Origin of the sequence: Mesorhizobium sp. M0136 (assembly GCF_040322515.1) — a bacterium.
GTDB lineage: Bacteria > Pseudomonadota > Alphaproteobacteria > Rhizobiales > Rhizobiaceae > Mesorhizobium.
In genome coordinates this window covers 78,812-92,153 of record NZ_JAMYTP010000005.1, presented here as the reverse complement: position 1 = coordinate 92,153, position 13,342 = coordinate 78,812, and the positions used below count along the sequence as shown (strand labels likewise).

At 63.0% G+C, this 13,342-nt stretch carries 12 protein-coding genes; 1 reads left to right on the top strand and 11 read right to left on the bottom strand.

The annotated features are described in order from the left end of the window. Nucleotides 1-19: 19 nt before the first annotated feature. Nucleotides 20-1,093: a Gfo/Idh/MocA family protein gene (locus NKJ35_RS07585; RefSeq protein ID WP_502904621.1), complete on the top strand. Its 1,074-nt coding sequence runs from the start codon at nt 20-22 to the stop codon at nt 1,091-1,093. Nucleotides 1,094-1,123: 30 nt separating this feature from the next. Here the strand turns inward: NKJ35_RS07585 and NKJ35_RS07580 are convergent, their stop codons facing one another. From NKJ35_RS07580 to NKJ35_RS07530, 11 genes are all read right to left on the bottom strand, one after another. Next, entirely contained in the window at nt 1,124-2,182 is a 1,059-nt protein-coding gene (locus NKJ35_RS07580; RefSeq protein WP_352571378.1) for an ABC transporter ATP-binding protein, read from the bottom strand. A 39-nt stretch (nt 2,183-2,221) separates the two neighbouring features. Continuing rightward, the gene (locus NKJ35_RS07575) at nt 2,222-3,043 is read right to left on the bottom strand and encodes a carbohydrate ABC transporter permease (RefSeq protein WP_352645979.1); all 822 of its coding nucleotides are present in this window, start codon (nt 3,041-3,043) and stop codon (nt 2,222-2,224) included. Further along, complete coding sequence (locus NKJ35_RS07570; protein ID WP_352645977.1) at nt 3,044-3,982, bottom strand: carbohydrate ABC transporter permease; 939 nt, start codon at nt 3,980-3,982, stop codon at nt 3,044-3,046. After that, nucleotides 3,982-5,319 carry an extracellular solute-binding protein gene (locus tag NKJ35_RS07565; RefSeq protein ID WP_352645975.1) on the bottom strand — a complete coding sequence of 446 codons (1,338 nt, stop codon included), beginning with the start codon at nt 5,317-5,319 and terminating at the stop codon, nt 3,982-3,984. The genes NKJ35_RS07570 and NKJ35_RS07565 overlap by 1 nt, the downstream gene beginning before the upstream one ends. A 62-nt stretch (nt 5,320-5,381) precedes the next feature. After that, a complete protein-coding gene (locus NKJ35_RS07560; protein ID WP_352645973.1) occupies nt 5,382-6,041 on the bottom strand; it encodes a GntR family transcriptional regulator in 660 nt (219 codons plus the stop codon). A 39-nt stretch (nt 6,042-6,080) separates the two neighbouring features. Then, nucleotides 6,081-6,965, bottom strand: a complete 885-nt coding sequence (locus tag NKJ35_RS07555; RefSeq protein WP_352645971.1) for a dihydrodipicolinate synthase family protein — start codon at nt 6,963-6,965, stop codon at nt 6,081-6,083. Between the two features lie 186 nt (nt 6,966-7,151). Continuing rightward, nucleotides 7,152-8,948, bottom strand: a complete 1,797-nt coding sequence (locus NKJ35_RS07550) for an ABC transporter ATP-binding protein (RefSeq protein ID WP_352645969.1) — start codon at nt 8,946-8,948, stop codon at nt 7,152-7,154. Then, the gene (locus tag NKJ35_RS07545) at nt 8,945-9,889 is read right to left on the bottom strand and encodes an acetamidase/formamidase family protein (protein WP_352645967.1); all 945 of its coding nucleotides are present in this window, start codon (nt 9,887-9,889) and stop codon (nt 8,945-8,947) included. Before NKJ35_RS07545 ends, NKJ35_RS07550 begins: the two co-directional genes overlap by 4 nt. Further along, complete coding sequence (locus tag NKJ35_RS07540) at nt 9,879-11,522, bottom strand: ABC transporter substrate-binding protein (protein ID WP_352645965.1); 1,644 nt, start codon at nt 11,520-11,522, stop codon at nt 9,879-9,881. The genes NKJ35_RS07545 and NKJ35_RS07540 overlap by 11 nt, the downstream gene beginning before the upstream one ends. A 32-nt stretch (nt 11,523-11,554) precedes the next feature. Further along, nucleotides 11,555-12,475 (bottom strand): ABC transporter permease, encoded by a 921-nt coding sequence (locus NKJ35_RS07535; RefSeq protein ID WP_352645963.1) that lies wholly within the window; start codon nt 12,473-12,475, stop codon nt 11,555-11,557. Further along, complete coding sequence (locus NKJ35_RS07530; protein WP_502904620.1) at nt 12,472-13,338, bottom strand: ABC transporter permease; 867 nt, start codon at nt 13,336-13,338, stop codon at nt 12,472-12,474. Before NKJ35_RS07530 ends, NKJ35_RS07535 begins: the two co-directional genes overlap by 4 nt. Between the last annotated feature and the right edge of the window lie 4 nt (nt 13,339-13,342).

Genomic DNA, 13,342 nt, shown 5'->3' with positions numbered 1-13,342 from the left:
CGGCATCATCGGCTGCGGCATGATGGGCCGCGAGCATATCCGCAACATCGCTCTGTTGCCCGACGCGCATGTGGCCGCGATCTTCGAGCCGGACCCCGGCATGTTGGCGGCATCACTGGCGGCGGCGTCGGGCGCGCGATCGGCGGCATCGATCGCCGAGCTGCTGGCGATGGACGAGGTGGACTGCATTTTGATTGCCAGCCCCAACCACCACCACCTCAGTCAGATGGAGGAGATCGCCGCACTTCGACCACTGCCGGTGCTGGTGGAAAAGCCGCTCTTCACCGCGGCCGCCGACGAGAGGCGGATCGCGGCGTTGAAAGCTCGGCTTCCGCTTGTCTGGGTGGCCATGGAATACCGCTATATGCCGCCCGTCGCCGCATTCATCGAGCAGGCGCGCCACGCCACCGGCGGCATCCGCATGCTGACGGTCCGCGAGCACCGCTTCCCGTTTCTGGCCAAAGTCGGCGACTGGAACCGCTTCAACCGCAACACCGGCGGCACGTTCGTCGAGAAGTGCTGCCACTTCTTCGACCTGATGCGGCTGATCCTTGAATCGGATCCCGTCCGCGTGATGGCGAGCGCTGGACAGGCCGTAAACCATCTCGACGAACGCTATGGCGGTGAGAGGCCGGATATCCTTGACCATGGCTATGTGCTGGTTGATTTCGCGAGCGGCGCGCGCGCCATGCTGGAACTGTGCATGTTTGCCGAGGGCAGCCGCTACCAGGAGGAACTCTGCGCTGTTGGCGGCGACGGAGAGATCGAATGTCTGGTGCCCGGACCAGGCCGTTTCTGGCCGACCCACCTTGGCCCTGCGCCAGTGCCCCAGTTGATCGTCAGCCCGCGCAATCCGCCTGGACCACGACTGCTGGAGATTCCCGTCGACCCCCGGCTGCTCGAGGCAGGCGACCATAACGGTTCGACCTTTTTCGAGCACGCCCGCTTCACCGCTGCGGTGCGCGGACAAGGCAAAGTGGAAGTGACCTTGCAAGACGGCTGGTGGGCCGTCGTCATGGGCCTCGCCGCCGAGAGATCGGCCCGCGAAGGCCGCGCCATCGAACTCGCCGGTGAATTCGCATTGCCGACCTAAGGCCGACCACGCTTTCACCGGACCACCGAGTCAGATGCGCCGACCGGTTGCTGCGTCGAACAGATGCGCACATGCGCGGTCGATCTCGATCCGCACCCCTTCGCCTTGCTTGAGCGCAAGCCGTTCTCGGAAAAGGCAGGAGATTTCTTCACCGGAGCAGTCGACCCTGGCGAAGATTTCCGAGCCGGTCGCCTCGAGAAGCGTGATCGTGCCCGGCACGCCCTGCCCGGTCGCCCGGATATGTTCTGGTCGAATGCCGTAGACGAGTTCGCGTCCCGCGGCATCCGCCGGCTGGGCGCCTTCCGGCAACGGCAGGATCAACCCGCCGGCGCTGCGGAACACGCCCTCCTCGATGCGGCCGGCAATGAAGTTCATGGCGGGCGAGCCGATGAAACCGGCAACGAAGAGGTTGGCCGGATGGTCGTAGAGGTCCAGCGGCGCGCCGATCTGCTCGACCAGGCCGTCATGCAGCACGACGATCTTGTCGGCCATGGTCATGGCCTCGATCTGGTCGTGCGTGACATAGATCGTCGTAGTACCCAGCCGCTGGTGCAGGGCCTTGATCTCGCCGCGCATCTGGACGCGCAATTTGGCATCGAGGTTGGAGAGCGGCTCGTCGAACAGGAAGACCTGTGGGTCGCGTACGATCGCGCGGCCCATGGCAACGCGCTGACGCTGGCCGCCAGAAAGCTGGCGCGGATAGCGGTCAAGCAACTTTTCCAGGCCAAGAATGCCGGCTGCCTTCCGGACCCGGCCAGCGGTGTCGGCCGGATCGGCTCTTTTGATCTTGAGGGCAAAGCCCATATTGTCGGCAACAGTCATATGCGGATAGAGCGCATAATTCTGGAACACCATGGCGATGTTCCGGTCCCGCGCGCGCAGATTGTTGACCATGCGTTCGCCGATGGCGATCTTTCCGCCGGAGATCGTTTCAAGGCCTGCGATCATGCGCAGCAGCGTCGATTTTCCGCATCCCGACGGACCGACCAGGATGACGAATTCGCCGTCGGCGATGTCGACGCTGACATCGTGAATGATCTTGGTGGCCCCGAAGGCCTTCTGCACGTTGTTGATTGTTACCGATGCCATTGGATCTTTCCTGGAAAAGAGTGATGTCAGGACGCGCCCTCAGCCGCCCTTGACGGCGCCGGCGGTCAGCCCCGCGACGATCTGCCTTTGCGCGAACATGGTCAGGATCAGCACCGGCAGCGTCACCACCAGCGCCGCCGCGGCGAGCGGGCCCCAGCTGACCTGCTCGTAGGACAGCATGTTGTAGACGGCGACCGGGAGTGTGCGCGTCTCACGGCTGGCGAGCACCACGCCGAAAACGAAATTGTTCCACGAGAAGATCACGGACAGGATGAAGGCGACGACGATGCCCGGCTTGGCGATGGGCAGGGCAACCAGCCGGAAAACCTGCCACGAGCTGGCGCCGTCGATGTTGGCCGCCTCCTCCAGTTCCATCGGCGTGGTCTCGAAATAGCCGATCATCACCCAGACCACGATCGGCACCGTCACCACCAGGTGGATGATGATCTGCGGCCAGAGCGTGCCGAGGATCCCGATCCATTGAAACAGCAGAAACAGCGGGATGAGATAGGATAGTCCGGGCGTCATGCGGGCGATCATGATGACGACCGCCGATCGTTCAGCCTTGAGCCGTGCGATACCATAGCCGGCCGGTACGCCGATCAACAGCGCCAGCAAGGTCGCCGTGCCGGTGACCAGAACCGAATTCCAGAGATACAGCAGGAAATTGTTCTCCTCGAACACTTTCACATAGTTCGACCAGGCGAAATGTTCGGGGATCAGGATCGGCGGATAGGCACCGTTATCGATTTCGAATTTCAGCGACAACGAGATCATCCAGAGGAAGAACAGGATCGCCGGCGAGACGAAAACCAGGGCAGCGAAAAACAGACCGATCTGGTTGAGCAGCCGTGAACTCATCTATTTGCCCTCCGTATCGATCCACTGCGAGCGTTGGCGCAGCATCAGCAGGACGAAGGACAGGGCCACGATGACAATGAAGAACACCACGGCCATGGCTGAACCGTAGCCGATATCGTAGTAGGAGAAGGCGGTGTTGTAGAGATAGATGTTGATGGTCTCCGACGCCGTGCCCGGGCCGCCCTGGGTCATCGCGTAGATGATGTCGAAGCTCTTCAACGCATCGATAGTCCGGATGATGACCGCGATCATCAGGAACGGCGCGATCATCGGCAGAGTGAGATAGCGGAATTGCTGCCAGGCATTGGCGCCGTCGATCTCGGCGCTTTCGAAGGGCTCGCGCGGCACCGAGGCCAGCCCGCCAAGCACGATCAGCATGACCAGCGGCGTCCACTGCCAGGTCTCGACCGCAACCAGCGACGGGATGACCGTGTTGGCGTTGAATATCCATTCCTGAGCCGGGATGCCGACCAGCGACAGCAGGTAGTTGAGCACGCCAAGCTGAGGATGGAACATCATTGTCCAAACCAGTGCCACGGCAACGGGTGTCGCCATCATCGGCATGACGAAGACGCCGCGCAGCAAGCCGCGCAGCGGAAACCTGGCGTCGAAAATCAGGGCGGCCAGAGTGCCCAGCAGCATCGGCGCTGCAACCGAGAGGAAGGTGTAGGTCAACGTATGAACAAGGGATTCCCAGAAACGTGGGTCGCTTGCCAGGCGGAGATAGTTTTCCATCCCGGCAAAGCTCCGCGATTGGCCGAGCGTCCAGCGGTTGACGCTCATCCACAGGGTGAAAGCCCAGGGGAAGACGATGACGGCGCCGACGACGACGAGTGCGGGGACAACGAAAGGCCAGTAGTTGGGAGCCAGCCGGATGGTCTGGCTCCCGTCGATAACCGGAATCGTCACCCCGGTCTGTTCTGAGGTGGTGGCCGACATCAGCCCTGCTCGCTCCTGTCGAGAACCGGCTGGAACTGCTCGGTGGCCTTCTTCAGCTCCGCGGCGGGATCGGCGCCGGCAATCATGTTGGTCAGCGCTACGCCATAGATGTCGCGGAATTCGGTGACGGGGATGATGACCGGCAGCGCCAGCCGACTGATATTGCCCGAGCCGACCACGGCATCAAGCCAGCTTGCCGGCATGGTGACGCCTTCGCGCACCTTGGGATCCTCCAGCACGGATTTGCGGAACGGAACACCGGCGCCGGCCTGCAACAGCCGTGCACCCATGGCTGGCGATACCGCCCACTGGCAGAACAGATAGGCAGCCTCCTTCTTCTCGCTGGCCGCGGTAACGCCAATCCCGTCGCCGAAGGTGCCCGAGGCATGCGCCTTGGGACCCTTGGGCATGACGCCGTAACCGACTTTGCCGACCACCCGCGACTTTTCCGGGTTTTCCATCGGCGGGGCAAAACCCACACCGTCGAACCACATGCCGATCTTGCCCTGCAGGAAGGCAGACTGAGCTTCGGCCCAATTAAATCCCGTGACGCCCGGAGGGGCGGACTTGGTCATCAATCTTTGATAGAGCGCGGCAGCCTCGACCGCCTCGGGAGCCTCGGTGCGCAGCTTGCCCTTGTCATCGAGCGGCGTCATGTCGTAGCCGAGCATCAGCGACGTCCATACCGGCGTGTTTGCGTTCTTGAGCCCGCGGGCGACGAAGCCGTATGTATTGGTCGAGGGGTCGGTCAGCGCTTCGGCGGCGGCCACCAGTTGCTCGAAGGTCTCGGGGTATTTGAGGCCCTTGGCCTCGAATAGCTCCTTGTTCCAGTAGAGGATCCAGTAGTCCACCGAGAACGGTAGCGAGCGCAGCACGTCCTGGCCGTCCTTGGCAAACAGCATGCCGGCTTCGGCGAAGTCGCTTTCGACCAGCGCCGGATCGGTGAGCGACGGGTCGGCGAGATAGCCGGCGATGTCGGCCAGCCAGCCGCCCTTCTCGAACTGGCGCTTCTGCACGTGGTAGCTCAGATGTACGACATCGAAGCTCGGCTTGCCCGAGCTCAACTCGATCACCGTCTTCTGGCGCTGCTGCTGCTCGGGCGTTGCCTCGGCATTGACCTTGATGCCGGTCAGTTCCTCGAACTCGGCAAGATATTTCAGGATGGTGTCGCTGCGCGGGCTTTTCACCAGATTGACGTCAAGCGTCGTCCCGGCAAAGCGTTTCCAGTCGACGCCTGCGGCAAAGCCGGGGCGAAGCCCCACAAGGCCGGCAGCGGTTAGCGCTGCGGTTCCGGCAAGGAGTTGCCTCCTGGTTGGGTTGAACAGATTGGACGACATTTCTTCCTCCCGGTTGCTGTCGTTGTGGATGCGCCGCGAACCCGCGGCGCGGCTATATTTCCTCAGATCTGGAGCGCCAGCCGGCGCGCATTGTCGATATGCAGACTGATCGCTTCAACCGCCTTTTGCGGATTGCGGCTCTCCATGGCTTCGATGACCGCCAAATGTTCGCGCATCACCGGCACCACACGTCCGTCGATGCGAAAACGCTCCTGGTGGATCAGCCGGATTTTCACCGAGTTGACCAGGTAGGCCTTGGCGATAATCTCGTTGCCGAGCGCATTGATGAAGGTGTCGTGCATGGCCCAGTCGATGTTCTGGGCCTTGGCCTCCATTTCCGGCGTCGGCGCCTGTCCCAGAACTTGAGCCAACATCTCCTCGTGTTCGCGCCGCATGCGGGCAAGTTCGGCATCAGAAGCGCTGGTCGTGAATAGCGCCACTGCCTCGCGTTCCATGAACAACCGAAACTGAAACGCCTCGCGGATCAGATTGATGTCGATATGCGCGATCTGCATGCCGCGCTGCGGGATGGTGGTCAGCAGTCCCTCAGCCTCGAGACGCGGAACGATCTCGCGAATGGCGCCCAGCGGCAGTCCGGTGAAAGCGACCAGTTCGCGCTGTGACACGAACTGCCCCGGCCGCAGATCACGGGCCAGCAAATGCCGCGTGAAGCTGGCATAGGCTTTCTCCCGGAGAGTGATCGGTTCGCTGCCGTCTTCCACTTCAGCTCGCTTCCTTGTCGGTCAGCCAGGTCTTGTCGGTCAGGCCGCCTCTGTCGCAAACAGCCTGTCGTAGGCAGCAGCAAGCTGCCGCTGTCCTTGCGGGCCAATCGCCTCCAGGGGCGGGCGAACCGCCAGCCAGCGCTCGTCGCCGATCTTGCGCGCGACCATGACCTTCACCGCCGGCGTGACCGGGTATTTGAGCAATTCGAGCACGAAGTCCTCGACGCGTGAGTCGTCGCGGCCCTCTTCGACCATTGCGCGGATTTCGCCGGTAACAAAATTAGCCATGCCGGAAATCGCACCCTGTCCACCGCGGCGCACGCTTCTCGCCAGATGCCGTTCGTCGCCGATGAGGATCACCAGATTGCCGTGCGCTTCAAGCAGCGCCTCACTGTAGCTCCAGTCCCCACCGGAATCCTTCACCCCGGCCACCGCGGCGGGAAAAGCGGTGCGCAGCCGGCCGATCAGCCCAAGCGGGAGCGGCACCATGGTGACTGAGGGGATGTTATAGAGGAGCACGTCGCGCGCCAGCGGACCGAGTGCGGCGAAGACGGCGGAAAACCATCCGAACAGCCCGTCCTCGCCGACATTCTTGAAGTAGCTCGGCGGAGCCAGCAGAATGTTGCGAACGCCGCGCTGCAAAGCGTGCCGGGCCTGATCGGCGGCATCTTCGGCTGCATCGACCAGCACGCCGGTAACGAGCTGATGTGCCGGAATACCGGCCGCCAGCATGGCCTCGATCACGATCCGCCGCTCGTCGGTGCCGACCGAGGCTCCTTCGCCGGTGGTGCCGAACAGCGTCACACTGCTGCAGCCGGCGCCAAGGCAGGCTCGGGCATGCGCGATCATCGGCACGAGCGCTATCTGCCCCGACGGGTCGAAGGGTGTGGTTAGGGCAACCGAAAGACCAAAGCGGGAAGCCAATGCGAACTCCGTTGAAAGCAATGTGCACGTAGCGTTAGCACGCTAACATGTTAGATGTAAACTGGCGATCGGCACCGCCGACTGGCCCTGTCGCGGCAGCGGCATCGCCGATCATTTCCCCGCCCGAGCATCATTAGCTGTCCCCGAGCCTCTGCGGATTGGCTGGACGAGGTAGCCTAAGCTCGCTCAAGTGGCGACGAGGTGGCCGTCGCCAACATCTTCAAGCTTGAGCTTCCGGGGCTCGTCGCCGATGCGCCGCACAGCGCTTGGAATTTCGCTGTCCAAGCGGGCGAACCGGGCGCGCCGGCGGCCTGGATCGGGAACCGGAACGGCTTCGATCAGCCGCTTTGTGTAAGGATGGCACGGGTTGGAGAAGATCTGGTCGCGAGTGCCCATTTCGACGATCTGCCCCAGATACATTACCGCCACGCGATCGGAGATGTTTTCTACCACCGCCATGTCGTGCGAGATGAAGAGATACGCGACGCCGAATTCGCGCTGCAGTTCCTTCAGCAGTCTTAACACGCGCGCTTGCACCGACACGTCGAGAGCAGAGACGCTCTCGTCGGCAATGATCAGCTTCGGTCGCAGCGCCAGCGCCCGTGCAATGCAGATTCGCTGGCGCTGCCCACCGGAGAATTCATGCGGATAGCGCTCCATCTGGTCAGCTGAGAGGCCGACGCGTTCGAACAGGGCGGCGATCTGGGCACGCCGTTGCTCTCTGTCGCCAAGGCCGTGGATCAGCAGAGGCTCGGCGACGAGATCGCCTACTCGCATGCGCGGGTCGAGGGACGCGAAGGGATCCTGAAAGATCATCTGCACATTGCGGCGGACAGCCTTGCGCTCCTTTCGGCTGAGTGCCGACAAGTCCTGGCCGTCGATTGAAATGCTGCCGATGTAGGGCACCAGCCCGGCGATCGCCTTGGCCGTCGTCGACTTGCCGCAGCCCGACTCGCCGACCAGCGACAGGGTTTCGTGCGGCGCGATCGAGAAACTGACGCCTTCGACCGCGTGCACCCTGCGGTCAACGCGGCCGAAGAAGCCGCCACGCAGGTCGAAGCGGACGTGAAGATCGCCGACATGTACAAGCGCGGCCGGCATGTTGGCGGCATCTTGTCGGTCTTCGGCCATCCGTCCGCCGCCGATACGCGGCACCGCGGCCAGAAGCTCGCGCGTATAGTCGGCCTGCGGGCGATTGAAGATGTCAGCCGCCCTGCCCTGCTCGACCATCCGGCCGTCGCGCATGACAATGACGCGGTCCGCCATCTCGGCGACGACGCCCATGTCGTGCGTGATCAGGATAACACTGGTGCCGTGCTGGCGCTGCAGGTCGCGCAGCAGCTCCAGCACCTCGCCCTGAACCGTGACATCGAGGGCGGTCGTCGGCTCATCGGCGATCAGCACATCCGGGTTCAGGGCCAGAGCCATGGCAATCATCACGCGCTGACGCATGCCGCCTGAGAGTTCGTGCGGATAGTGCTCGAGCCGCCGTTCGGCATCCGGAATTCGGACTGCCTTCAGTGCCTCGAGCGCCCTCAACCGCGAGTCGGAGCGCGACAGCGAGGTGTGTGCCTCGATCGCCTCCGTGAGCTGACGGCCGATGGACAGAACCGGATTGAGCGATGTCATCGGTTCCTGAAAGATCATTGCGATACGGTTGCCGCGGATGCGGCGCATGCCGCTCTCGCTGAGAGCCGCGAGATCCTGATCGCCGAGCCGGATGGAGCCTGATCTGATGCGTGCCGCCGGCTGCGGCAGCAAGCCCATGATGGCCAGCGCCGTCATCGACTTGCCGGAACCGGACTCGCCGGCGATGCAAAGCGTTTCGCCGCGCATCAGGCCGAATGTCAGGTCGGAAACGACGTCGCGCTCGCCCTCCTCGCCACGCACGGCGACGCTCAGACCTGAGACGCTGAGTACCGGCCTAATGGAGCCACTCTCCGCGGCGGCCTGCCCGGATCGTTTGATGTCCTCCACGTTCATTCAAAGACGCAGCGGGGGAAGTAGAACGAAACTACCCAGTTGGGCATGTCGACGATCTCGCTGATGCGCAGGTCACCGCAAACCGAGACGAGCATGTAGGCATCTACCGGATCCATGCCGTAGCGGCCGGAGAGCAGGTCGATCATCTGGGAGACGGCGCTCCTGGCGCCGTCCATCAGATCCGGCCCGATACCGGTTGTCACCTCATAGCCCTTCGCGTCGAGATGCCGCGACACCGGACCGGGCGTTGTGAAACGCGGCGTCCGCAGCCGGGCATCCTTGACCAGATCGAGCGTCAGCACGGCATTCATGGGGCTCTCGATTGCCGTGCCGCAGACCTCGCCGTCGCCTTGCGCGGCGTGCGTGTCGCCGACCGAGAACAACGCTCCCGCGACCTCTACTGGCAGGTAGAGCACCGTGCCGGTAGCGAGATCGCGTATGTCCAGATTGCCGCCCACGCGCCGCGGCGGGACCACCGAATGCAGACCCGGCTCAGCCGGGGCATTGCCGATGGTGCCGGCGAAGGGCTTGAGCGGCACCCGGCCGCTCTTGCCGAACAGCGCCGGTTCGAGCGAGGCGGCGTCGTACTTCCAGATATTCAGTGCCGGTTGAGTGAAGTCATCAGCCAACAGACCGAATCCCGGGATATTTGCCGTCCACCCGAAGCCGGACGGCTTGAACGCCTCGATAGTGATTTTCAGGGCGTCGCCCGGTTCCGCCCCGTCGACATAGATCGGCCCAGTGACCGGGTTCACCTTGGCAAAATCGAGCACAGCAACGTCGTCGACGGTGCTCTCCATCGTCAACTGCCCGCCGGACGAGTCCAGGCACTGGAACTCGATCGTCGACCCTGGCGCCACTCGTTCGGCCGGGACAAAGGAATTGTCCCAGCCGAAATGATGGTGGCGCCCGTGGATGGTGTAGTCGCAGTTATTGCACATCGGTCACATACACATTGTCGTAGTTGATCGGGATGTGGACCGGGTCGACATAGAGGTTGTCGGCGCCACCCATGCGGGCTGATTTCATGGTGAAACGCTGCTCGTTGAACACCGGTGCCCAGGGCGCGTCTTCCATGATCTTGCCGTAGATCTCGCTCCACATCTTGGCGCGCTCGCCAGCCTTGGCCGGGTCGACGATGGAGTCGGCTTCGGCTGCCTTGGCGTCAAGCTCCTTGTTGCAATACCACGACCAGTTCCAGCCGCCCGGGACGGCACCAGCGCAGCCGAGGATCGGGCCGTAGAAGTTCGACGGATCGGGGAAGTCGGCGATCCAGGCCATGCCGCCGGACCAGATCATCGGCGCACCGGCCTTGTCGCCGCCGGCGGCGATCACGTTGGCCTGCGCGAGCGACTGGATACTGGCCTTGATGCCGACCGCCGCCAGATCCTGCTGAATGGCCTGCGCGATGCGCGGGTTGGGATCGGTGTTCATGGCAAACAGCTGCGTGTCAAATCCGTCCGGATGCCCGGCCTCGGCCAGCAAAGCCTTGGCCTTGCTCACGTCATAGGGATAGCCCTTGAATTCCTTGTCGTAGCCAGGCATCGACGGCGGCAACGGCTGATTGGCCGGCACCGCACGGTTGTTGATCAGCTGGACGATGCGGTCCTTGTTGATCGCCATGTTGACCGCCTGCCGTACCTTCACATTGTCGAAGGGCGCCATGGTGGTATTCATGGTGATATAGCCGGTGTGCAGCTGGCCGCCCTCGACGACACGGGCCTTCTGCTCGGGATCGGCCATCACCTCCTGGAATTTCGCCGGGGGAATGCCGTCGCCGGGAACGTCGATCTCGCCTTTCTGCAGCCGCAGCAGCGCCACGATCGGCTCCTGGCCGATCTCAAAGGTGATCTTGTCGAGATGCGGCAGACCCTTGTGCCAGTAATCCGGGTTGCGCTCGAAGACCACGCGCTGGCCGAGCGTCCATTCGGCGAGCTTGAAAGCGCCGGTTCCGACCGGATGCTTGCCGAAATCCGCGCCGTATTTTTCGACCTCTTCCTTCGGCACGACGTGCGAGAAGTTGATCGCCATGACATGCAGGAAGGTGGCGTCGGGCCGGGTCAGCTCGAACTTGATCGTGTAGGGATCGACGACGGTTATGCCGGCCAGGCTTTCCGCCTTGCCGGCAGCGACATCGTCATAGCCTTTGATCGAGCCGAAGAAGCCGGCACCCGGGCTCTGTGTCTTTGGATTGGTGACCCGGTCGAGCGAATATTTCACGTCGTCGGCGGTCATCTCGCGGCCGTTGTGGAATTTCACTCCATGGCGCAGCTTGAAGGTGAAGGTCTTGCCATCAGGCGCAATCTCGTAGCTCTCGGCAAGGTCGGGCCGCAGGTTGGTGGTGCCCGGCTCGTAGTCCATCAGCCCGTCGAACAGGCTCTTGATCATCGACCAGTTCTGCCAGTCATAGCCGATGGCCGGATCGAGCGTGGCGACGTCGTCCTTGTAGGTGATGGTGATCGCGCCGCCCTGCTTGGCATTCGGATCGACAATGTCTTCGGCGCGTACGCTCGTCATGCCAAGCACCAGCGCAAGCGCCGATGCTGCCACGGTGGATATCAGATATCTTCTCATGTCATGTTCCCTTTCTCTGGTGTTCTTGGTTTTCATCTGAGCTTGATGCGTGGGTCGATGAACGGTGCGACAGTGTCGGCCAGGAGATTGCCGAGCACGATGGCAAAGGCCGAAACCAGGGTGACCCCCATGATGATCGGAATGTCGATGCGCTGAATGGCCTGCCAGGCTAGCTGGCCGATGCCTGGCCAGCCGAACACGCTTTCGACAACCACGATGCCGCCCATGAAGATGCCGATGTCGATGCCGATCATGGCGATGACCGGCAGGATGGCGTTGGGCAGCGCGTGCCGGAAGATAATGGCGCTGCGTGCAAGACCCTTGGCACGCGCGGTACGCACGTAATCCTGGCGCAGCACGTCGATCATCGACGAGCGCATCATGCGGGCGTACCAGCCGGCGCCAAGAATTCCCATGGTCAGCGACGGCAGCACCAGATGACGCCAGGTGCCGTAACCGCCGATCGGGAACCAGCCGAGCCGCACCGCGAATACATAAAGCAGCAGCAGGCCGACGACGAACTGCGGTGCCGAGACGCCGACGAAGGAGGCGACCATCAGCGACTGGTCGGTGGCGGTGCCACGCTTGATGGCGGCGATGAGGCCCATCGTCAGCCCGATCATGACTTCGCAAGCAATGGCACCAACCATCAGCAGCAGGCTTGCCGGCAGCCGCGAGACGATAAGCTCCGTGACCTCCGAGCGCTGAATGTAGGAGCGCCCCAGATCACCGCTGAGAAGGCTGGCCAGGTAGTGCCAGTACTGGACGACAAAGGGCTGGTCGAGACCGAGCTGCCGGCGGATGCTCTCGACCGTCTCGGGCGTTGCGCTGCGGCCGGCGATCTGGCGGACAGGATCGGCGGGCAGCAGATAGAGCAGCGCAAAGGTGATCAGGGAGACGCCGAGCAAGATGAGAACCGACTGGACAACGCGGCGGCCGAGATAGGCGATCATGGCCGCCCCCTTTGCGTCGGATCGAGGATGTCGCGCAGCGCATCGCCGACCAGGTTAAAGGCTAGCGCCAGCGCCAGGATCGCCGCACCCGGAAAGAAAACCAGCCAGGGCGCTGCCTGAAAATAGGTTTGATTTTCGAAGATGATGTTGCCCCAGGAAGCAGTCGGCGGTTGCACGCCGATGCCGAGATAGCTGAGCGTCGCTTCCAGAAGCACCGTCGTCGAGATGCCGAGCGTGCCCCAGACGATGATCGTCGGCAAAAGGTGGGGCAGGATATGGCGAAACAGGATACGTGGAGCGCTTGCGCCGATCGTGCGCTCGGCATCGATGAACTCGCGCTCGGAGAGCGAACTTGTCTCGGTGTAGATGACGCGGGCGGTCTGCACCCAGTTCACCAATGCGATCACCATGGCGACGATCCACAGGCTCGGCTGGAGGACCGCCGCCAGGCAGATGGCGAGCAGCAGCGCGGGGAAAGCCATCATCAAATCGGTGAAGCGCATAAGCGCGCTTCCGATCCAGCCGCGGAAGTAGCCGGCGGTGATGCCGACTAGCGTGCCGATCAGAAGCGCCACGCCATTGGCGACGATGCCGATGATCAGCGACGTGCGCGCGCCGAATAGGAGACGGGTCAGCAGGTCGCGGCCAAGCAGGTCGGTGCCTAGCCAGAACTGGGCTCCCGGCGGCAGTGGCGCGCCTTCAAGCGTGAGCCCGTCGAACATCTGCTCGTTCGGATCGTAGCCTGTCAGCCACGGTGCAAGGATGGCGCCGGCCAAGACAAGGGCAATAATCCCGAGGCCGAGCAAAGCGAGAGGCCGTTTTAGCAGACGTCGCCAGACGCCGGCGCGAGACTTGGCCGGCATACGC